The organism is Oceanobacter kriegii DSM 6294 (genome assembly GCF_000422845.1).
GTDB classification, from domain to species: Bacteria; Pseudomonadota; Gammaproteobacteria; order Pseudomonadales; family Oceanobacteraceae; genus Oceanobacter; species Oceanobacter kriegii.
The window spans coordinates 9,125-31,110 of sequence record NZ_KE383933.1 but is presented as its reverse complement, the minus strand read 5'-3'; the positions used below and the strand labels follow the sequence as shown (position 1 = coordinate 31,110).

The window sequence follows — 21,986 nt, the reverse complement described above, 5'->3', positions numbered from 1 at the left end:
ATAGACCTGTGATTCCACAACCCGGATTCGGAACCTACAAACTTGGCGATCATGCCTACGATGCCATCTCATCAGCCATCGAGTTGGGCTATCGCCACCTGGACACCGCCCAGTATTACTTCAATGAAGACATCGTTGGCCGGGCCGTTAATGACAGCGCTGTCCCGAGGGGGCAGCTGTTTGTGACCACCAAGGTCTGGCATGACCGGCTTAATCAGCGGGATTTCCTGCCAAGCGTGGAAGAGAGTCTGGAAAAGCTGCAACTGGACTACGTCGACCTGCTTCTTGTCCATTGGCCTGAGCCAACGGGGCAGGTGCCAATGGCGGAATATTTGGATGAGTTGGCAAAGGCCAAACAGCAAGGGCTGGCCAAGCATATTGGTGTGTCCAACTTCACCATCAAACTGCTTGATGAAGCGGTGGATATCCTCGGGCCGGGAGAAATCCTCACCAACCAGATTGAGGTACACCCGTTTCTGCAAAACAGCCGGGTGCGTGCCCATTGTGCGCAGCTGGGGATTCAGGTTACCGGCTTTATGCCACTGGCTCGGGGACGGGTGTTCGAGGATGACACCCTGCGTCGTATTGCCCAGCGCCATGGCGTCAGTCCGGCGGATATTGCGGTGGCGTGGGAGAATCAGTTAGGGGTCATTACCATTCCTGCATCGACCAAAGTTGCCAATCAGCAAGCCAACCTGGCCGCTCTGAACATCACCTTGAGCGATGCCGACATGGCCGATATTGCAGCGCTGGATCGTGGCCAGAGGCTGGCCGATTCTGATTTTGCGCCAGCATGGGATTAGCCTGATTAACACTCGTTATTGTGGTGAATCCACCTGTCTTATTGATAAAAAGCAGTTTAGAAACGCTGTGTTTTTGATCTTAAATAATAATGATTCTCACTAGTAAATAAAATTCATTTCCTTAAGATTCCGGCCCGTTATTTCAGTTTCATTACATTCTGTATACGAGTTGAGTCATAAGGAGATGAAGTGAATATCAAGCCTTCCTTGCTGGCTGTGGCGATCGCCATGGCTACCCAATCCGCATTTGCACTGCAAACTCTCGAAACCACCAGCGTTGATGGCAACGACAAGAAAGCCCAGTCGACCACCGATGCACGCGTCAGTGAAGACGAAGGTGCTTCCATTGTTACCGCCGAAGACATCGAGCAACGTCAGGCCACCAGTCTGGAAGATGCCTTGGCTGGCAACGCCGGGGTCGTAATCGAGGAAACCACCAACGGTGGCAGTGAAATTACCATTCGTGGCCTCAGCTCCGACAACGTCAGTGTTCGTGTTGAAGGCGCACCGAACAACCGCCGCCTGACTTCTCACCGTACCACCGACTCAGCCGGTGATACCGTATGGCTCAACATGGATATGTACGAATCGGTCACCGTGATTCCCGGTGCAGCGGCCAACACCTATGGTTCCGGCTCCACCGGCGGTGTGGTACTGCTGGAAACCAAGGACCCGGAATCCGTGCTGCGTGGCGACGATTTTGCCGCCAACCTGCGTTACACCTACACCACCAATGGTCAGGGCAACCGCATCAGTGGTGACGTGGCGAAACAGTTTGGCGACGTTTTTGCCCTCAACGCCACCTTGTCGACCAGCTCGGTAGAGCCTGCGGAAGACGCCAATGGCAAGCAGCTGACGGACAACGACGAAACCACAGATGACCTCAGCTACCTGATCAAGGGTGTGATCACACCGACCCAAAGCCAGCGCATTGAGCTGAGTGTGATGAACGACAAAACCGAATACGCCGCCAACACCCCGGACACGTTGGAGAAATTCCGCGTTGAAGACCGCACCTTTGCAGCTCAATACGGTTACAACCCGCAAGACAACGACTGGGTTGATTTCAAGGCCCGTGTTTCTCGTGCCAACAACGAACGGGAAAGCGACGAGCAAACCGGCGACTGGACTTCTACCGGCAGCGTGGAAACCACCTACGCCGAAATTGAAAACACCACCGTGCTGGGCGCAGAAAGCAGCATGACCCATCGTTTGCGTTACGGTGCGGATTACACCCTGGATGACGTCGACTTCCAGAACGGGTACACCTTCAACGGCGTGCGGCTGTCCAGCACTCGTAAGCAGATTGGTGGCTACCTGACGGATACCATCAGCTTTGGCGACGCTCTGAAAGTCTCCGGCAGCCTCCGTTACGACACGTATTCTGCCGATGGCTTTGGTGCCGATGTGGATGGCAAGTCGTCGTTCAATTCCAAACTGAGCGCGGTTTGGCATCCGCTGGAAGGCACCGCAGCCAAGGGATTGGGCTTTATTGCCCTGATTGGCTCCGGCTACAAGGTACCGCAACTGTTCGACCTGTACGGCAAACACAAGGTCAAGGTATTCCAGGCGACCGACAATGGCGATGGCACCTTCACCACCGACGACATCAGCCCATGTCTGGACACCGACTCCAGCAACAAGGGCAGCGGCACCTGTTTCCTGCCGAACCCGGATTTGAAAGGGGAGTCCTCTCTCAGCCGCGAGATCGGTTTCACCTTTGACCGTGACGACCTGGTGGTTGACGGCGACCGTCTGTCTACCCGGGTGAACTACTTCCACACCGACCTGAAAGACCAGATCACCACCGAAACCGCTGGTACCGTGACCTACGACGGCACCACCTACGACGTTAACCAATCCGTTAACCGCGACGAAGCCGCTGTGTTCGGTTGGGAAATTGAAGCCTCCTACGACAGCCGTGGGCTGTTTGGCCACTTCAGCATGCAGGATATTGCCGGTTACTCGGTCAACGATGACGATTCGCACACCAAGGATACCTCGCTGGTGCCGCGCATTATCTCGACCAGCATTGGTACTTTCTTTGCCGACCAGAAAGGCCGTGTGGGCATCGACGGCAAGTACCGTCAGGGCCGTTCCTACAGCTCTACCAGCCGTGGCGTAACGTCTGAGTACGTGTACCGCAGCTACTACGTGTACGACCTGTTCGCCTCCTGGCAATTTACTGAAAACCTCGGCGTGCAGGCCCGCATCGACAACGTCACCGACGTTGCCTACAGCAACAGCTCGAAAGCCGAGGACGCCGATACTGGTGAAGACACCACGGCCTACAAGGCGGGTCGCAACGCCAAGCTGAGCGTGGCCTACCGCTTCTGATGATCCATGCCTCTGGCGCTGTGCCCCGTTTTGCAGGGGCAGCGTTGCAGGGGGGCTATGAAATAAGCACCTTCGGGATCATCAATGTTGCTCTTAACCTCCGCTCAACTGCTGCTGCATCAGTTGCAGCAGCTGACCTTGCAGCTCGCTCAGCTCGCTCATTTTGGCCTCCAGCTGCATGGCGGCAGCCTCGTCGTTCTGGGCTTTGGCGGTTAATTCAGAGACCTCTTGCTGAACGTCGCTGATCTGCTCTTGCAGATCGGCGATTTGTTCTTCGATGCTACTGGAGGAGCCGCTGGAAGCACCGCCTCCGGCTGCGGCCTGGCCGGATTCCTCAGTGGCTTCGGCTTCGTCCGTTACCGTTTCATCCTCGGTGCTGTTTTCTGTATTCGTTGCAGGGCTGCTTTCTGATTCCGTTGCTGAGCTGCTGAGCGTGGCTGTGTCGGAGCCTCGCTGATCCGGGTTGGCTTCCATGTCGGCCTGATTCAGCGCCTGAATCGCTTGCGGGGAGATGGTTACAATCTCGCCTGCGGTCTGGTTGCCATAGCTCACGACGTTATCTGTTTGGGCGTCGGAGGACTCTTCTTCCAGTACGTCTGAGGTCGCCGTTGAGACAGCCGTGCTGCCGTCGCTACTGGCTTTCAGGTTGGTGCTGAACAATGAGGTAATGGTATTCATAGTGGCCACCTTGAACGGTCTGAATCGCTCTGTTCAGCCCTGTCATTCCAGAGCATGTATTGAAGTGATCAGAAGGTTCTTTGCGTATTGGTGACTAAAGAGTAGGCGCTGGTAGTGGTACTGCAGCCCGAGCTTTGAAAGGCTTTGCGGTGAAATGTCAGGCAGTGCAAACCGGGCTGTCAGATGTGCTTTTACAGCTCCTTAAAGGATTGGCGTTACTTGCCATATTGGCAAAGTGGACAATTTGAACGACAATTCAGGTTCGTTCATTTTAATTTGAAAATTCAATGATTCCTTTAGAAACCATCAGCGTCTTTTTTGCCATTTCAGTGATGATGGCGATGGCTCCCGGCCCGGACAATCTGTTTGTACTGACCCAGTCTGCCATTCATGGCCGTCGCACCGGGTTTCTGGTGTTGCTGGGGCTGTGTACCGGTCTGATGGGCCACACTGCCATGGTTGCTTTTGGGGTGGCGGCTATTTTCCAGCAATCGGAATTGGCCTTTAACCTGTTGAAAGCCGTGGGCGCTTTGTACCTGTGCTGGCTGGCGTGGCAGGCCTTTACTGCACAACCCGCTGATATGAGCGCGCAAACCGAATCGCAACGCAGTGCCAAGGCGCTGTTTTTGCGCGGCGTGGTGATGAACCTCACCAATCCCAAGGTGGCTATTTTCTTTCTGGCGTTTTTGCCCCAGTTCGCCAAGCCAGAGAACGGCTCACTGGCGATTCAAATCCTGATGCTGGGTGCCTTGGTGATTGTCGCCACCTTGCTGGTGTTCTCGGCCATCGCCTGGGGGGCCGGTAAAATTGGCGATTACATGAAGCGTTCTGTGGCAGCGCAAACCGTGTTGAACCGCATTGCCGGTACTGTATTTGGCGCGCTGGCTATCAAACTGGCACTGGCTGATCGCTGATTCCCGTGTGAATCCAGACACGTTGTCAGTTTGCCTTTGCTGGGTATCATGGCGTTTTCGGGCTACGTGCTCTGATTTCTGGTTCAGTGTGTGAATCAAGGCTTCAGAGCAGGGTCAAATCCCGCTCAATAATAAAACGCCATCCGCTAAAAGGTATTACGCAGCATGTTCTCTTCTGTAAAACTCACGTTTGCCACCGTGGTGGCGCTTGCCGTCGGGCTTATGGGTGGTTGTGCCACGCTTAAAAACAGCCTGGATGTGGTTCGCCCCAGTGCCGAAGTGACCTCTGTTCAGGTCGCCGGGCTGACGGCCGACAGTGTCGATCTGGTGGTTAATCTGGCCATTCACAATCCCAATCGCTTTGCATTGGACGCCGTTGGCGTGGACATGGAACTCAAGGTGGAAGACACCTCGCTGGTCAGCCTTAATCAGGCGGATCGCGGCCTGAGTTTGCCCGCCAATGGCTCGGCCAGTGCTGGGCTGCCGGTGTCGCTGCGGTTTGCCGATGTGTACAACACCTTCACCAGTTTGCAGGGCAAAGATACCTTCGACTACCGCATTGATGCAGGCTTTCTGCTGAACCTGCCTGTGATCGGAAACGTACGCATTCCAGCGGAATTCAGCGACTCCTTACCGATTCCGAAAATGCCGCAAATCACCTTCCGCTCGGCGACTCTGACCGACATCAGCTGGCAGGGCGCCAGCATGGCGCTGGTAGTGGATGTTCTGAACCCCAACAGCTTCGGTATTGACCTCAATAGCCTGAACTATCAGGTGGTCAGTGGCGGCAAGTCGTTAGCAGCGGGTAAGGTATCGGCAGCGACGTTGGCCGATGGCGAGCAACAGCAGCTGACGATTCCATTGTCACTGGGCTTTGCGGAACTGGGCAGCAGCCTGATTCGGCTGTTGCAGGGCAGCCAGCCGGTGGATATTGGCCTCACCGGCAACCTCGATTTCACCCCGGAACTGAGTATCTGGAAGCCTGCGCCAGTGACCTTTGATGTTCATCGTTCTTTAAGCAAGTAATCCAAACAGGCAGATTGAATCAGAGCGGGGTGTTTGGCTGGGCGGGTTCTTCCACTCTGGCGTTGAACCAGTCCAGCAAGCTTTTGATCAGACTCGTATGGGGGTAATCCGAACAGATGTGATACCCCCGATGAGCACATGTGATTTTGGGCCCCAGTGGCACCACCAGGCCATCGTCGATCAGGGGTTCAATTAATCCCACCCAGCCCAGTCCAATCCCTTGCCCTGATTTGATGGCATCGATTAGTAGCGGGTAATTGTGGTAGTAAAAAATGGTCGATTCCTGTTTGTTCTCTATATTCAGAATCTGACTCCAGTCGCCCCAGTCAAACCAGTTGGAATTATTGGCATCCATATGCAGTAGCGGGTAATCGCTGATGGACACCAACGTCTTTCCAGCCGTCAGGTTGTGTGATTCGGCAAAGGATCGGGAACATAGGGGAATCACTTCTTCCGTTATGATTTGCTTCTCGTATTTGTATTTCTGCTCGGATTTTCCGAAATAAAATACAATATCCGACTCGCTGTTCTTGTCACCGTTGATTTTCACCGAAGGCTGAATATCAAACTGCACATCCTCAAACTCACTTTGCAGTTTTTGCAATTTAGGCAATATCCAGAAGAACATAAACCCGAACGGCGCCGCTATTTTCACCCTCGGCTGTTCATTAGCCTGTTGTTTGACCTGAGCGACAGCGGCTTTAATGCCCATGATGGACGCTGCAATTTGTGCATAAAACTTCTGCCCTGCCTGGGTCGCTTGTACCGGCTTGCTGGCGCGGTCTACCAGGACGATACCCAGGTCTTCTTCCAGCGAACGGATGCGTTGCGACACCAGTGGCTGGCTGATGTCCAGCTCTCTGGCAGCGGCGCTCATGGAGCCGAGTCTGACCGTCGACTCAAACGACAGCATGGCTTTGATGGAGGGCAGATCGGAATCGGTAGTCATAAGAAAACTGCAAGTTAGTTATTAGCAAAGCCTGACTGCCAGTCTAGCAATACAGGGGAGATACTGAAACTGCATACTTCAGGAGCATATATTATGTCTAATGTGCAGTTTTCTATTGATCCGGTCAGTCTGGCCATTAATGCCAGTGGTATCGGGTTTAACCACGAGTTATCGCCATTATGGCTTCGTGAACGTTGTCAGGACGCCGATCACCTTGATCAGATAACACAGCAGCGATTATTTAATCCTCACGACCTTTCCGTCGACCTGAAACTCATCGATGCGAATACAACGCCTGATGGCGATTTAAAGCTGGTATTTAACGATGGTTATCAAGGGATATATAAAACCGACCTGTTCTTGCCTGATTTCGACCCGGACGACGGCTTACCCGCCCAGATTGCCTGGAAAAATGATTTCGACAAATCGGTTTTTCACGTTGATATGGCCGATCTTGAAACCGAGGCAGGGCTTTTTGACGCCATCGGCAAGTTCATTCAATACGGCATCATTATTATCAACGACGTGCCGAATGACCCGGAAGCGGTAACCCGGGTGGGCAGTCGCTTCGGCCACGTCAGAACCACCAATTTCGGCCGCTATTTCGAGGTGTACTCGCGGCCGGATTCGAACGATCTGGCGTACCGTACCGTGCCCCTGGCAGCCCACACCGACAATCCTTACCGTGACCCGATGCCGGGTATCCAGTTGCTTCACTGCCTGTTCAATGGCACCACCGGTGGTCTTTCAACGCTGGTCGATAGTCTTTCCGTGTTGAAGCAACTCAAGGCTGAGCAGCCGCAAGGCTACGAGCTGTTGACGAAAATTCCGGTGCGCTACCGCCACGTTGACAGCGACATTGAGCTGATTGAGCGCCAAACCATGATTCAGACGGATTACATGGGGCGGGTAACGGGTGTTACCTACAGCCCGCGACTGGACTATTTGCCGCTGTTGTCTGAACAGGATACCCGCACCTTTCACAAGGCACGCCAGCGCATGGGTGAACTGTTTGCCGACCCGGAATATCAGTGGGAGTTCCGGCTGGAGCCGGGGCAGATTCAGATGTTCCACAACAGCCGGGTACTGCACGGCCGAACAGAGTTTGATGCCAACGAAGGCTTCCGACATTTGCAGGGCTGCTACATCGATATCGATACCCCGAAAGGGCTGTATCGGGTACTGAAGAACAAGATCGACCGCGAGGTGAGCAAGTGACCATGAAGGCTGTGGAATTTACCCAAATGAAAGACGGTACTCGCGAAGAGTATCTGTTTCTGGACGAGCTGGAGAATGGCTACGCACTGGAATTACCGGAACGCATCATGGCGGCACTGCGTGGACTTGAACACACCCTGTCGGGCTATCGCGTCAGCCGTCTGGATCATTCCCTGCAAGCGGCGTCCCGGGCGTTCGACGACGGCGCTGATGAAGAAATGATTGTGGCGGCCCTGATCCATGATATTGGCGACGAGCTGGCTCCCTACAACCACTCCCAGTATGCGGCTGCGGTCATTCGCCCCTACGTTCGCCCGGAAGTCACCTGGGTGATTAACATGCATGGCGTGTTTCAGTATCACTATTACTTGCATCACCTTGGCGGTGACCACACCCAGCGGGAGAAATACCGCGATCATCCCTGGTATCAGTCGTGTGTCGATTTCTGTGAGAAATACGATCAGGCCTCGTTTGATCCTGAATATCCGAGTCGTACGCTCGAATTTTTTGAACCGATGGTGAAACGGATATTTACCCGCAAGCCTTTTGACTCATCCCATATGGGGGCGGAGGTCATGGCGGAAGACGGTATTGACGCAAGGAACATCTGATATCCCCTTTAGCGCGTTCGATATTTGAAGTGTTTGAAAGATATAAAAAATACACACCACCGGAATAGCGTTCCTTTCGCTCGGGTCATCGCGTTCGTTTAATCATGGTCTGAACAATTGGCCAGGCCAACGCCTGTGTCCGTGCCTGGATAGCGTTATTCCGAAGGTCTATAACGATAATTAAGAACAGAACGGGATAACCCGTTCTCTTATGGTGACGGCAATGTTGAGTTTGAAGGTCAAGGGTAAGTCAGCTCCTGTACTGATAAAAGACGAGGATGACAATCCTTATGTTTATACAGGAGCACCATTTTACGGGTTTGATGTACATACCTCGGTATTTGGTATTTCCTCGTTATTTATGCTGTTGTTGGTAGTGGCCAGTATCCTGTATCCCAATGAAGCCAACCAGATATTGGTGGGTATGCGTGGTTGGATTATTGAAGACCTCGATTGGCTGTTTATGATTTCGGCCAATTACTTCGTTTTGTTTTGCCTGTTTCTGATCGTTATGCCTACGGGCAAGATTCGATTGGGTGGCAAAAACGCAGTCCCGGAATATTCCACGTTCTCCTGGCTCTGTATGTTATTTGCGTCGGGCATCGGCATTGGCCTGATGTTCTGGGGCGTGGCAGAGCCGGTGGCGTACTACACCGACTGGTATGGTACCCCGTTGGGCGTTGAAGCCCACACCCCGGAAGCGGCGCGCCTGGCGCTGGTCTCGGCAACCTACCACTGGGGCATTCATGGCTGGGCGGTGTTTGCCATGATCGGTTTGGCGCTGGCGTATTTCTGCTACAACAAGGGCTTGCCATTTACGGTGCGGTCTACCTTGTATCCCATTCTGGGCGAGCGTTGCTGGGGCGGGTGGGGATCATTGATTGATGTTATTTCGTCCATTGCCACCGTGTTTGGCCTGGCGACGTCTTTGGGCCTTGGCGCTCAGCAAGTTGCCAGTGGCTTGCATCACCTCTTCGGTCTGGATAACAGCATTGCCACCCAGTTGGCGGTGATTGCGGTGATTACGGTGGTCGCAATGTTCTCTATTTATCGTGGTATGCACGGCGGCGTAAGGCTACTGAGCAATGTGAATATCCTTCTGGCTCTGGCCTTGTTGGCCGTCGTTTTCATCCTTGGGCCAAGTCAGATTTTGGCCAGCGATGTGGTTATGACCATTGTGGGCTACTTGCAATATGTTGTTCCGCTGTCCGACTGGATTGGCCGCGAAGACAGCAGCTGGATGCAGGGCTGGACGGTGTTCTACTGGGCCTGGTGGATGAGCTGGTCGCCGTTTGTGGGTCTTTTCATCGCCAAAATTTCAAAAGGCCGGACAGTACGTGAATTTCTGGCCGCCACGCTGGTAATCCCGACATTGCTGATTGGCGTCTGGATGGCGGTGATGGGTGGCACAGCGATTGATCAAATCAACAACGACGTGGGCAGTTTGAGTGGTGGTTTGGGAGATGTTTCCCTGGCGCTGTATCAAATGTACGAGGGGCTGTCGTTCTCCGAGATTCTCTCGGCGGTATCGATCGTCTTGCTGGTGATTTTCTTTGTCACGTCGGCGGATTCCGGTTCCATCGTGATGGATTCGATCACCGCTGGCGGCAATGTTAATACACCGACCAAGCAGAAGCTGTTCTGGGCTTCGATCATTGGTTTGATTGCCGGTGCCCTGTTGTACGGCGGTGGCAAGGATGCGTTGTCGGCCTTGCAGGCGGCAACGGTGAGTGCAGGCTTACCCTTTATGATTATTTTGCTGCTGATGTCCTGGGGGCTGTACCGGGAACTGGCATCCGACAGCTCTCGCTCATAAACGGCCTCTGCCGCTTATAAACGACTTTTGATGATGTAAAACGATAACAAGCCCCGGAGCACGGCGTGTGCTGCAGGGCTTGGTTTTCGCTGGTTCAGGCAGGCTGATTCATTCAAACCAGTTCATTCAAACCAGTTCATTCAAACCAGTTCATTCAGATAAACCCGTCCAGACGTATGATAAAACGGCCTGACACTACACCAGCTCACGCAGTGAGTTTTCTCCCCACACCTTGTCGGCCACTTGTTTTACCAGCGCAATTTTTTGCCACTGCTGTTGATCAGTCAGTTCGTTGCCTTCTTCCGTTGATGCAAAGCCGCACTGGGTGCTGAGATAGAGGTTTTCCAGTGGCACAAATTCTGCGGCTTCGCGGATGCGGGCTTCCAGCGCCTCGACGGTTTCCAGTTCCGGCAGTTTTGAAGACACCAGTCCCAGTACCACTTTTTTACCGGCACTCAGGTGACGCAGTGGTTCGAAGTTGCCCGCCCGTTCGGTATCGAACTCCAGGTAGTAGGCGGTAACGTTTTCCTTGCCCAACAGCACATCAGCCACTGGCTCGTAGCCACCACTGGCAGCCCACACTGAACGGTAGTTACCCCGGCACACGTGAGTGGTAATTACCAGATCGGCCGGTGCTTGGCTGATGGCAGCGTTGTTCACCTTCAGCAGGGTGTCTTTTAACGGCGCAATGGCGGCCGCGTGGTCGAATGGCGCGTTGTCGGGGTGGCAATCGCAGCTGTCGTGTTTGCCCGGTTCAGCCGGGTTGGCAACTTTGGGGTCGGTCAGCATGCCCCAGGTGCAATCGTCGATTTGCAGGTTGCGGCAACCGGCGGCGTAGAGGTCGGCAATCACGGTTTGGTAAGCGGCTGCAATGTCGGCCAGCAGTTCGTCCTGGTTCGGGTACACCGCGCGGGTACTGTCGGCGTTGCAAGGGCGTTGCAGTTCTTTCAGAAACTGCGCCGGAGCCGGAATGGTCAGGCGTGGCAGCACGCTGTCGTCAGCAAGGTTGATCAGGAACTTGAAGTGTTCGATAAACGGGTGGTTTTCGCCGCTGATTTTGCCGCTCAAGCAGGCGCTTTCGGCACGGGTTTCGACGCTGGCAAACTGGTAGCCCTGTTCAATCACCACCTTTTCAACGCCCACCAGACCCCACATAAAATCCAGGTGCCACCAGCTGCGGCGGAACTCGCCGTCGGTAATCACTTGCAGTCCTGCGGCCTTCTGTTTTTCCACCAATTCGATAATGGCTTTGTCTTCGGCAGCGGTCAGCTCGTCCTGATCAATCAGGCCAGCGCTGAAGGCTGCTCGGGCTTGTTTAAGAGCGTCCGGGCGCAGATAGCTGCCCACCACATCGGCTCGAAACGGCGCTTGCAGAGTGGTGGTGCGGTGGTTTTCAGAAGATGGGGTGTTAACGGCGATGTTCATAGTGGGTTCTCGGTTCCAGTGCGGTTTGCATGAACAAAAGGCTACCGAGCATGATTATTAACACCAGTGATCATTTTTCAGAATTACTTGAAAATTACTCATTTTGAACGTCAGTCCCCGAGAAAATGCGGCTTCTTTCGGCACTGTGTGTTTTCAGCGTCTAGGCTGAAAGCAGACATAGATCAAGAGACCTGACATGAAATCCGCAGAACCGATTCGCACGTCACTCGCTTTGGCCGTTCTGGCTGCCAGTCAAACCGTGTTTGCCGATGGCTATGCCTCGCTGGGTGTTAATCACACCGATATGGGGATGCGCAGCGGGGCGATCTCTTACGATGAGCAGTTCCGCCACGGCTACCAGTACGAGGCCATGGCGGGATGGTATCTAACGTCGTCGCTGGCGTTGGAAGGAGCGGTGGCGTTGCCTGCCATTACCCAGGATGAAGACCGTCCGGAGCTGAAAGGCTATCGCCTCAGTGGCTTGTGGCTGTTGGACGATGACGGCTTCCAGCCCTACCTGCTGTTAGGTATGTCGAAAAACCAGCTGGATAACCAGCAGCCAGGTATGACGATGTCGGGCAAACTGACGGCCATGGACATCGGTGTGGGTGGGCAATATCACTTTTCCCCGCGCTGGTTTGGCCGGGCTGAAATTCGTCATTCAGAAGGGTTGGCCAGCGACGAACGTTATGCCCATTTCCAGCTGTCGTTTGGCTACCGTTTTGGCAGCCTGAAAGAGGGTTTGATGGCACCTGAATCCGTGCCTGACAAGTCGCTGCCAGACCCGACCAAAACCTTGCTGGCCGGTGCCGTTGTGTCCGTTGCCGAACCAGAACAGGCAGAGCCGGAAGCGTGCGTCGAAGCTTGTATGGATCAGGGCTGGACGCTGGAGGGCGTGGGCTTCGAAAGCAACTCCGATGCGCTGACCGCGACGTCAAAAGTGGTGCTGGACGAAGTGGTGGGGGTGCTGCAGGCCGACCCGGATATTCGGGTGGCCATTCATGCGCATACCGATTCACAGGGCTCCGATGCCTACAACCTGTGGTTGAGTAAGCGGCGGGCGCAGTCGGTGAAACAGTATCTGGTGGATCACGGTATTGCCTCCGACCGCCTGCACAGTGAAGGCTTCGGTGAAAGTCGACCGATTGCCACCAACGACACTCCACAAGGTCGCGCCGCCAACCGTCGGGTAGAGCTGTGGGCGCAGCCTTGAAATACGCCTGAACTAACGTATGAAGAACGGCCTGCCGGGTATTCAAATCCGCTTCCCGGCGGGCACTCCCCGCTGGACTATCTTTTAACTGATTCTCATTTCTCAAGGTGTCACATTAGACACTCATCCGTCTGTAAATATTACACGATGCTCACACTGTGATCGCTTGGCTGAACTAGCCTTTATGAGTAACCCAGTATTTTACTCAGCTACTCAGTGGTGCTTCATGAAACGAGCAGCAAGTCGTACAAATCGGATTTTCTCCCTGCCAAGGTGCATAGGCTGCGCGTTAGCTCTGTCCTCGCCAATGGCATTGGCCAACACCCCCATGGTGTTCAACAACGCGCCGATTGTTAATGGTGATGGTACTGCAGGTACCACGGCGCTGTGGGAAGACGTCGCCGTCGTCAATGGTACTGCTGTCGATGTGGTGGGGCGCATTACTTCGATTGGTGCAGGGGCAACGATCAATTTTGCCACTTCCAACGATGACGCCCAGGCACAGCTGCTGTATGGCTCCGCCAGTGGCAACCTGAATGCTTTTGTTGACTACGAGTTCTATGAAGCCAACACCTTTGGCACCGCCAGTCCGGTTCCTATTGAGTTGATCCCGTCGGCGGTGTTCAAGGACATCGACCAGACGCAAACCGAAGCCGTCGCAGCACTGGAAACAGACGTTGCTGCCTATACGCTGGAAAATCCGACCAACATTGTTGTGGGCAACACCTCCGGCTATGTGTATTTCACCTCCAATGCTGATGGTACTGCCGCGGATACGAATCTTGCGGTACAGATTGACTTCAAAGGCGGTTCCAAAATCAGCGTGGTCTACGCCAGCAGTGGCGGTAACCGCTTCTTCGACCTCGACGGTGACCTTGACCTGGTTTTCTCCAATCCACAGAAAACATCACTGGACACAACCCCACCGGTTGTCCCAACCGTCGACAGTCAGCTGACCAATGATCCTACGCCGGTAATCACCGGTACTGCCGAAGCCACCACCACCCTGACAGTGGTTGTCGCGGGTGCCACCTACACCGTCATTGCAGAATCCGACGGCACCTGGAGCCTCGACACCGGCGCTTTGACGCCAGACTCCGGCACGTTCGCGCCCAATACCAATGGCTTTAACGAGGTTGCGGTTACCAGTACCGATGCCGCTGGTAACAGCAGCAGCGACACCAGCAACAACGAGCTGGAAATCGACACCACCGCACCTACTGTAGATATTCAGGGCGAGCCGACGCTGACCAACGCGCCGTATTCGGTGACCTTTGAATTCAGTGAAGACGTCACCGGCTTTGCGGTTGGCGATATCACCGCAGGCAACGCCACGCTTTCGGACTTCACCGCTGTTGACGCCAACACCTATACCGCCACTGTTACGCCGACCTCCGATGGCACAGTAACGCTGGACGTTCCGGCCAACGGTGCTCAGGACGCGGCCGGTAACGGCAATACGGCGGCGACTCAGGCAACGACCACCTACGACGCCACCAAGCCGGGCGTGAGTATTTCTGCGCCGTCAGATACCAATGCTGCCTTCACAGCGACGTTTGAATTCACCGAAGACGTGACCGGCTTTACCCAGGGCGATATCACCGCCGGTAACGCCACGCTGTCCAACTTCACCGCCGTCGATGGCAACACCTATACCGCAACGGTCACACCGACTTCTGAAGGGCCTGTGACGCTGGACGTCGCGGCCGATGTTGCACAAGACGCGGCCACCAATACCAACACCGCCGCCAGCCAGTCGGTCACCAACTACGACATTACGGCGCCAACGGTGGCGATCCAGAACGTGCCCGCCAACTCCAACGCGCCGTTTACTGCGACCTTTGAGTTCAGCGAAGACGTAGTCAACTTCACCCAGGGCGACATCACCGCAAGCAATGCCACGCTGTCTGGCTTTACCGCCGTCGATGGCAATACCTACACAGCGCTGGTTACACCAACCTCCGATGGCACTGTGACTCTGGATGTACCGGCCAACGGCGCTCAGGATGCCGCGGGCAATAACAACACTGCTGCTACTCAGGCCAGCAGTGAATACGATGCCACACCGCCAACGGTTGCCATTCAGAACGTACCGGCAGACACCAACGCTGCGTTTACCGCAACCTTTGAGTTCAGCGAAGACGTCACCGGCTTTGCGGTGGGTGATATCACCGCCAGCAATGCCACGCTGTCAGACTTCACCGCCGTCGATGGCAATACTTACACCGCTACGGTGACGCCAACCTCCGAAGGTGCCTTTACGCTGGATGTACCAGCCAACGGCGCTCAGGACGTTGCCGGTAACAACAACACCGCAGCGACTCAGGCGGGCGGTAACTTTGATACCACCGCACCGACCGTTGCCATTCAGAACGTACCGGCCGATACCAATGCGGCATTTACCGCGACCTTTGAATTCAGCGAAGACGTCACCGGCTTTGCGGTGGGTGATATCACCGCCAGCAATGCCACACTGTCGAACTTCACTGCGGTAGACGGCAACACCTACACCGCACTGGTTACGCCAACGTCGGAAGGTGCCTTCACGCTGGACGTACCGGCCAACGGTGCTCAGGACGCAGCGGGCAATAACAACACGGCGGCCACTCAGGCGGGCGGCAACTTTGATACCACCGCACCGACCGTCGCTATTCAGAACGTTCCGGCAGACGCCAATGCGCCGTTCACCGCGACCTTCGAATTCAGCGAAGATGTGACCGGCTTTGTGGTAGGGGATATCACCGCCAGCAATGCCACGCTGTCAGACTTCACCGCAGTAGACGGCAACACCTACACCGCCACGGTAACGCCAACCTCCGAAGGTGCCTTTACGCTGGATGTACCGGCCAATGGCGCTCAGGACGCAGCGGGCAATAACAACACCGCAGCGACTCAGGCTGGGGGCAACTACGATATTACGGTGCCAACCGTTGCGATTCAGAACGTACCGGCCGACACCAACGCCGCATTCACTGCGACCTTTGAATTCAGCGAAGACGTGACCGGCTTTGCGGTAGGTGATATCACCGCCAGCAATGCCACGCTGTCGAACTTCACCGCAGTTGATGGCAACACCTACACCGCCACGGTAACGCCAACCTCCGAAGGGGCCTTTACGCTGGATGTGCCAGCCAACGGTGCTCAGGACGCAGCGGGCAATAACAACACCGCAGCGACTCAGGCGGGCGGTAACTTTGATACCACCGCACCGACCGTTGCCATTCAGAACGTACCGGCCGATACCAACGCCGCATTTACCGCGACCTTTGAATTCAGCGAAGACGTGACCGGCTTTACGGTGGGTGATATCAGCGCCAGCAACGCCACGCTGTCGAACTTCACTGCGGTAGACGGCAACACCTACACCGCGCTGGTAACGCCAACGTCGGAAGGTGCCTTCACGCTGGACGTACCGGCCAACGGTGCCCAGGACGCAGCGGGCAATAACAACACCGCAGCGACTCAAGTTGGTGGTGATTTTGATACCACGTCGCCAGACGTTGCGTTCCTGAACGTGCCGACGGTGACCAACGGCAACTTCGATGTGACAGTGGAGTTCAGTGAAGACGTCACCGGCTTTAACGCCGCGGACGTTGTGGTCACCAATGCCTCTGTGGCCTCCGTGACGGCCGTTGATGGCAACACCTACACCGTATCGGTGGTTGCGGATGGCAATGGCACTGTGACGCTCGACATTAATGCCAACATCGCCACGGATGCAGCCGGTAACGGCAATACCGCGGCAGCGCAGGCCAGCGTGAATTACGACCCGACCATTCCGTCTGTTCAAATCCAGAATGTGCCGGACGACACCAACGCTGCCTTTACCGCGACCTTCGCCTTCAGCGAAGACATGACCGGCTTTGATATCAGCGACATCAGCGCCAGCAACGCCAGCTTGAGTAACTTCACTGCGGTCGACGCAGCGACCTACACCGCCACCGTAACCCCGGACAGCGAAGGCAGCTTCAGTCTAGCGGTTGCCGCGGGCGTAGCCCAGGATCTGGCCGGTAACGACAACACGGCGGCAACCACGGTTAGCGGCAACTACGATGTCACCGCACCGCAAGTGCAAATCAACGGTGCGCCAACCGTGGTCAACAACACCGACCCATTCGTGGTGACGCTGGCCTTCAGCGAAGTGATGCAGGGCGTCACCAGCGGTGACCTGCTGGTACAGAATGGCAGTGTCAGCAGCTTCAGCAGCAGCGACAACCAGACCTGGACGGTTGAAATTACCCCGGATGGCGTTGGCAATATTGCCCTCGACCTGGCCGCCAACAGCGCCCAGGACGCGGCGGCCAATGGCAATACCGCCGCCAGCTCGGTGCTGGTGGTACTGGACTCCGATGGCGACGGCATTGACGACGAAACCGAGGGTACCGGTGATACCGACGGCGATGGCATTCCGGACTACCTGGATACCAGCAACGACGAAGACGGTGACGGCGTGCCCGATGCCATTGAAGGCGCGCTGGACAGCGACGGTGACGGCATCAACGATGCGCTGGAAGCCGATGCTGACAACGACGGCATTCCGGACGGCGTGGAAGTGGGCATTCTGTCCCGCGACAGCGACGCGGACGGCATTGATGACCGCTTCGACGTTGACCAAACCGGCGGCACCGACGCCAACGGTGACGGCGTGGACGATGCCGTAGCAGCCATTGATACCGACGGCGACGGCATTGCCGACTTCCGTGACACCGACAGCGATAACGACGGCGTGCCGGATCGCATTGAAGCGGCTGTCAGCAACCTCGACAGCGATGGCGATGGCATTGACGACAGCTTCGACGTTGACCAAACCGGCGGCGTAGACTCCAACAACGACGGCGTTGACGACAGCGTGGTGGTGGTCGACTCCGACGGTGACGGCCTCGCCGACAACCGCGATGCTGACGCCGACAATGACGGCCTGCCGGACCCGCTGGAAGCCCAGCTGAGCTTTGTTGATACCGACGCCGATGGCATCGACGACACGTTCGACGTTGATCAAACCGGTGGGGTGGATGCCAACAACGACGGCATCGACGACGCCTTCAGCCTGCCGGATCAGGACGCCGACGGCACTGCCAACCTGCGCTCTGGCGACAGTGACAGCGACGGCGTTGCCGACCAGCTGGAAGTGGCAGCCTCCGGCCTCGACAGCGATGCCGACGGCATTGATGACAGCTTCGACGTTGACCAGACCGGCGGTCTCGACGCCAACAACGACGGCATTGACGACAGCGCCGTGGCGCTGGACACCGACAACGATGGCGTGCCGGATTACCTCGACCTGGATTCCGACAACGACAGCATCAACGACATTGTGGAAGCGGGCCTTGATGACACCGACCACAACGGCTTGTTGGACGACGGCGATCTGGCCACCCTCAGCGAGCGTGACAGCGATGACGACGGCATTGCCGACCGCATCGACACCGACAGCAACAACGACGGCGTCAATGACATCGCAGCAACCAGCTTTGCCCGTCTGGATGCCGACCAGGACGGCGTGATCGACAACGCCACCGCAGCAGACAATGCCGACGCCGATGGTGACGGTATTCCTGACCTCACCGACGGTGATCAGGGCGTGCTGGGTACGGATCGTGATTACGACGGCGACGGTATTCCGAACCCGCTTGATCCTGACAACGACAACGACGGCCTTAGCGACGTTCAGGAAGGTGCCTTGAGCAATGGCGCTGCCAGCCTGATCGACAGCGATGGCGACGGCATCACCGATGACAACGACCTCGACAGCGATAACGACGGCCTGCCGGACTGGCAAGAAGCCTCTGGCGTGGCACCAGACGGCACGGATACCGACGCTGACGGCATCGACGACGCCTACGACATCGACCAAACCGGCGGTGTGGATAGCGGTGCAGGCACAGGCGCGATTGGTGGCGGTGCCGGAGATGATGCCGGTGCTGCGGATGGCATTGACGATGCCGTTCAAAGCCGCCGTGACAGCGACAACGACGGTGCTATTGATGCTCTGGATGCCGACAGCGACAACGACGGTTTGAGCGATGGCACTGAGGCCAACCTCAGCGCCGCCAGCGGCAGGGACAGCGATAACGACGGTGTCGACGATGCCTTCGACAGCGCCAACAACGCCGCCTTTGTTGATTCCGGTACAGGAAGTGGCTCAGGCAATGGTACAGATGACCTCAATGGAGATGGCATTGCCGACGTCACACTGGTTGATACCGATGGCGATTCATTGGCCGACCTGCGTGACAACGACAGCGACAACGATGGCATCACCGACGACCTGGAAGGCAGCGGTGACAGCGACAACGACAGCGTTGCCGATTACCGCGACTCGCTGCTGGACGAAGACTTTGACGGCATTCCCGACATTGTTGAAGGCAGCAGCGACAGCGACGCCGATAACCAGCTCAACGCCTTCGACGTTGACGTCGACAACGACGGCATCCCGGATGCGCTGGAATCTGGCCTCGCCAGCACCGACAGCGATAACGACGGCATCATCGACGCCTTCGATGTCGACCAGACCGGTGGCCTCGACGGCAACGGTGACGGCATCGACGACGCCTTTGCGACCGCGCTGGCCAACAACAGCCTGCTGCTCGACAGCGACGACGACGGCATCATCGATCTGATCGACGCCGACAGCGACAACGACGGCATTCCGGATGCACTGGAAGCCGGTCTGAGTGGCCTCGACAGCGATAACGATGGCATTGATGACGCCTACGACGTCGATCAAACCGGTGGCGTTGACGCCAATGGCGATGGCATCGACGACCAGCGTCGCCTGCCAGACAGTGACGGTGACGGCATTGCCGATGTGCGCGACAACGATAGCGACAACGACGGTGTGCCTGATCTGCTGGAATCCGGCTTTGCCAATGCGGCGGGTGAACTGATCGACAGCGATGGCGACGGCATTGCCGATGTGATCGACGTCGACAACACCCTCGGCACTGACGCCAATGGTGATGGCATCGACGACCTCGCAGCGCTGGCCGACAGCGATGGCGACGGCGTGGCGGACTACCTCGACCTCGATTCCGATAACGACAGCATCAACGACGTTGTCGAAGCGGGTCTGGAAGACGCCGATAACGATGGCCTGGCCGACATAGCGGGCACGCTGGTGACCTCTGCACTCGACAGCGATGGCGATGGCGTGGCCGACCGGATTGACCTCGACAGCGATAACGATGGTGGCTTCGATATCCAGAATGGCCTCTATCGCAACGCCGACAGCGATGGCGACGGTCGCATCGACCTGATCTCCGATTTCGACGGTGATGGTATTGCCGACGTGGTCGACGCCGAACCGGCCAGTCGTGGCACCACACTTGATAGCGATGGGGATGGCATTGCCAATCACCTCGACAGCGATGACGACAACGACGGCATCAGCGACTTGCTGGAAGGCAATCTCGACAGCGACGGTGACGGCATTGTGGATCGACTCGACCGCGACAGCGATGGCGACGGCGTGCCAGACAGTGTTGAAGCAGGCCTGACCCTGAGCGGTAACGACAGTGACGGCGACGGCATTGACGACGCCATTGATGTTGACCTGATTGGCGGTGACGACCTCGACGGTGACGGCATCAGCGACGCCCTGAGCCTGCGTGATACCGACGGCGACGGCATCCCGGATGCACTGGATACTGACAGCGACGGTGATGGCATTGACGATTGGCAGGAAATCTTTGGCTTCGCACCAACCGGCTTCGACAGCGACGGTGACGGCATTGATGACGCCATCGACGTGGATCAGGTGGGCGGTGAAGACCTCAATGGCGACGGCATTGCCGATGCCCTGATGAACCTCAGTGACCTGGACGGCGACGGTTTGCCAGCCTATCTGGATTCGGATGCTGACGGCGATGGCTTGTCCGATGGTGTTGAGCTGGGCGACTACGACGGCGATGGCATCCCGGACAACGAGCAAAGCCCAAGTGAAATTGAAACCGCCCTCAGTGGCAGCGGTGCGGGCTACAAGGGACTAGGCTTACTGTTACTGGCCGCCGTGGTTGCGGGTGTGTACCGACGCACCCATCCAAAAGGCAAGCATCACAAGGGACATCACAAGGGACATCACAAGGGTCGTCACGGCTCGAGTCATGGCAATCAGGGCCAGAATCAGAAGGGTTCAGACAAAGGGACATCAGAATGAAGCAAACCAACGCCAGCTGCACATCAACACCGCTGTGGCGTACCAGCCTGACCGTGGTCGCCCTTGCGGCGGCCACTCTGGCCAGCCCAGCTCAGGCAGACTGCCAACGCTACGGCGACGATGACACCCTCGATAACGACGATGCCTGCTGGTACCTTGCCGCAGGCCTCAACTACAACTACCTGCACCCGGACGCCAGCAACAGCAGTTGGCGGGTGACCGACGAATACGACACCGGCGCGGAGTTCGCCATTGGCTATCGCATGAGCCGCCACTTTTATCTGGAAGGCAGCTACGCCAATCTGGGGACCGCAGGCCTCAACAGCCTCAACCCTCTGATTACTAGTACCGAACGCATCGACTACAAGGTACCGGCCTTATGGCTGCAATATCGGCTGTACGCCAGCGATGTGATGAAAAGTCTGGATGGCGAGCTGATTGGCGACGACTGGGATATCTTCCTGCGGGTAGGCATGTCGCGCATGAAAAACGACAGCTCCAGCACCATTCTTCCGTACGAAGCCCAAACCCGGAATCAATACACGCTGGGGGTCAGTCTAAATTGGAATCCCGACGACGACTGGGGGCTGCGGCTGAAGCTCGACAGCTACGACAAGGACGCGGTATCCCTGGGTATCTCGTTGATGCGTAATATCGGTATTTGACCCGCGCCGTTTAGTCGGTGCTATATAGGGACCCTCTGAATAACTCAGTGCCCGCTCTGGATGACAGGGCGACACTGAATCACGAAGCTGATTTGCAGGCCTGACGGGTCAAGTCAAAAATCAGCGACACAGAGTCAGCAATGCCCTGCCATCCCCGTAGGGCGCGGCCTGCAGCC

At 56.3% G+C, this 21,986-nt stretch carries 13 protein-coding genes; 10 read left to right on the top strand and 3 right to left on the bottom strand.

Annotated elements, in window-relative coordinates:
* The first annotated feature begins 8 nt into the window (after nt 1–8).
* Together dkgB and G516_RS0118005 are read left to right on the top strand one after the other, a co-directional pair.
* Entirely contained in the window at nt 9–803 is a 795-nt protein-coding gene (dkgB, locus tag G516_RS0118010) for a 2,5-didehydrogluconate reductase DkgB (protein ID WP_028294828.1), read from the top strand.
* A gap of 189 nt (nt 804–992) precedes the next feature.
* Entirely contained in the window at nt 993–3,140 is a 2,148-nt protein-coding gene (locus tag G516_RS0118005; RefSeq protein ID WP_028294827.1) for a TonB-dependent receptor domain-containing protein, read from the top strand.
* A 93-nt stretch (nt 3,141–3,233) separates the two neighbouring features.
* Here G516_RS0118005 and G516_RS0118000 read toward each other — a convergent pair whose 3' ends face one another.
* On the bottom strand, nt 3,234–3,818 hold the full coding sequence (locus G516_RS0118000; protein WP_028294826.1) for a hypothetical protein: 585 nt from the start codon (nt 3,816–3,818) through the stop codon (nt 3,234–3,236).
* Between the two features lie 287 nt (nt 3,819–4,105).
* Here G516_RS0118000 and G516_RS0117995 point away from each other — a divergent pair, with 287 nt between their 5' ends.
* Nucleotides 4,106–4,732 (top strand): LysE family translocator, encoded by a 627-nt coding sequence (locus G516_RS0117995; protein ID WP_028294825.1) that lies wholly within the window; start codon nt 4,106–4,108, stop codon nt 4,730–4,732.
* A 165-nt stretch (nt 4,733–4,897) separates the two neighbouring features.
* Complete coding sequence (locus tag G516_RS0117990) at nt 4,898–5,758, top strand: LEA type 2 family protein (protein WP_028294824.1); 861 nt, start codon at nt 4,898–4,900, stop codon at nt 5,756–5,758.
* 19 nt (nt 5,759–5,777) lie between these two features.
* On the opposite strand, the gene G516_RS0117985 is transcribed toward G516_RS0117990, so the two are convergent.
* Nucleotides 5,778–6,707: a LysR family transcriptional regulator gene (locus tag G516_RS0117985; RefSeq protein ID WP_028294823.1), complete on the bottom strand. Its 930-nt coding sequence runs from the start codon at nt 6,705–6,707 to the stop codon at nt 5,778–5,780.
* A gap of 93 nt (nt 6,708–6,800) precedes the next feature.
* Between G516_RS0117985 and G516_RS0117980 the strand changes: the two genes are divergently transcribed.
* The 3 genes from G516_RS0117980 (at nt 6,801) to G516_RS0117970 (ending at nt 10,352) form a co-directional block, all read left to right on the top strand.
* The gene (locus G516_RS0117980; protein WP_028294822.1) at nt 6,801–7,925 is read left to right on the top strand and encodes a TauD/TfdA family dioxygenase; all 1,125 of its coding nucleotides are present in this window, start codon (nt 6,801–6,803) and stop codon (nt 7,923–7,925) included.
* A gap of 2 nt (nt 7,926–7,927) precedes the next feature.
* Complete coding sequence (locus G516_RS0117975; protein ID WP_028294821.1) at nt 7,928–8,536, top strand: HD domain-containing protein; 609 nt, start codon at nt 7,928–7,930, stop codon at nt 8,534–8,536.
* 223 nt (nt 8,537–8,759) lie between these two features.
* Nucleotides 8,760–10,352, top strand: coding sequence for a BCCT family transporter (locus G516_RS0117970; RefSeq protein WP_084645203.1), 1,593 nt, complete (start codon nt 8,760–8,762; stop codon nt 10,350–10,352).
* A 195-nt stretch (nt 10,353–10,547) separates the two neighbouring features.
* On the opposite strand, the gene G516_RS0117965 is transcribed toward G516_RS0117970, so the two are convergent.
* A complete protein-coding gene (locus G516_RS0117965; RefSeq protein WP_051219590.1) occupies nt 10,548–11,777 on the bottom strand; it encodes a 5-methyltetrahydropteroyltriglutamate--homocysteine S-methyltransferase in 1,230 nt (409 codons plus the stop codon).
* 196 nt (nt 11,778–11,973) lie between these two features.
* Here G516_RS0117965 and G516_RS24145 point away from each other — a divergent pair, with 196 nt between their 5' ends.
* From G516_RS24145 to G516_RS0117950, 3 genes are all read left to right on the top strand, one after another.
* Nucleotides 11,974–12,990 carry an OmpA family protein gene (locus G516_RS24145; RefSeq protein WP_051219589.1) on the top strand — a complete coding sequence of 339 codons (1,017 nt, stop codon included), beginning with the start codon at nt 11,974–11,976 and terminating at the stop codon, nt 12,988–12,990.
* A 307-nt stretch (nt 12,991–13,297) separates the two neighbouring features.
* A complete protein-coding gene (locus G516_RS0117955; RefSeq protein WP_028294818.1) occupies nt 13,298–21,145 on the top strand; it encodes an Ig-like domain-containing protein in 7,848 nt (2,615 codons plus the stop codon).
* Entirely contained in the window at nt 21,142–21,810 is a 669-nt protein-coding gene (locus G516_RS0117950; protein ID WP_028294817.1) for an outer membrane beta-barrel protein, read from the top strand. Before G516_RS0117955 ends, G516_RS0117950 begins: the two co-directional genes overlap by 4 nt.
* The last annotated feature ends 176 nt before the right edge of the window (nt 21,811–21,986 follow it).

Bases quoted from the DNA above. Each gene is read 5' to 3' on its own strand.
- G516_RS0117980 (WP_028294822.1), top strand. From the start codon at position 6,801: ATGTCTAATGTGCAGTTTTCTATTGATCCGGTCAGTCTGGCCATTAAT.
- G516_RS0117965 (WP_051219590.1), bottom strand. From the start codon at position 11,777: ATGAACATCGCCGTTAACACCCCATCTTCTGAAAACCACCGCACCACC.
- G516_RS0118000 (WP_028294826.1), bottom strand. From the start codon at position 3,818: ATGAATACCATTACCTCATTGTTCAGCACCAACCTGAAAGCCAGTAGC.
- G516_RS24145 (WP_051219589.1), top strand. From the start codon at position 11,974: ATGAAATCCGCAGAACCGATTCGCACGTCACTCGCTTTGGCCGTTCTG.
- G516_RS0117995 (WP_028294825.1), top strand. From the start codon at position 4,106: ATGATTCCTTTAGAAACCATCAGCGTCTTTTTTGCCATTTCAGTGATG.
- G516_RS0117950 (WP_028294817.1), top strand. From the start codon at position 21,142: ATGAAGCAAACCAACGCCAGCTGCACATCAACACCGCTGTGGCGTACC.
- G516_RS0117970 (WP_084645203.1), top strand. From the start codon at position 8,760: ATGTTGAGTTTGAAGGTCAAGGGTAAGTCAGCTCCTGTACTGATAAAA.
- G516_RS0117975 (WP_028294821.1), top strand. From the start codon at position 7,928: ATGAAGGCTGTGGAATTTACCCAAATGAAAGACGGTACTCGCGAAGAG.
- G516_RS0117985 (WP_028294823.1), bottom strand. From the start codon at position 6,707: ATGACTACCGATTCCGATCTGCCCTCCATCAAAGCCATGCTGTCGTTT.
- G516_RS0117955 (WP_028294818.1), top strand. From the start codon at position 13,298: ATGGCATTGGCCAACACCCCCATGGTGTTCAACAACGCGCCGATTGTT.
- G516_RS0117990 (WP_028294824.1), top strand. From the start codon at position 4,898: ATGTTCTCTTCTGTAAAACTCACGTTTGCCACCGTGGTGGCGCTTGCC.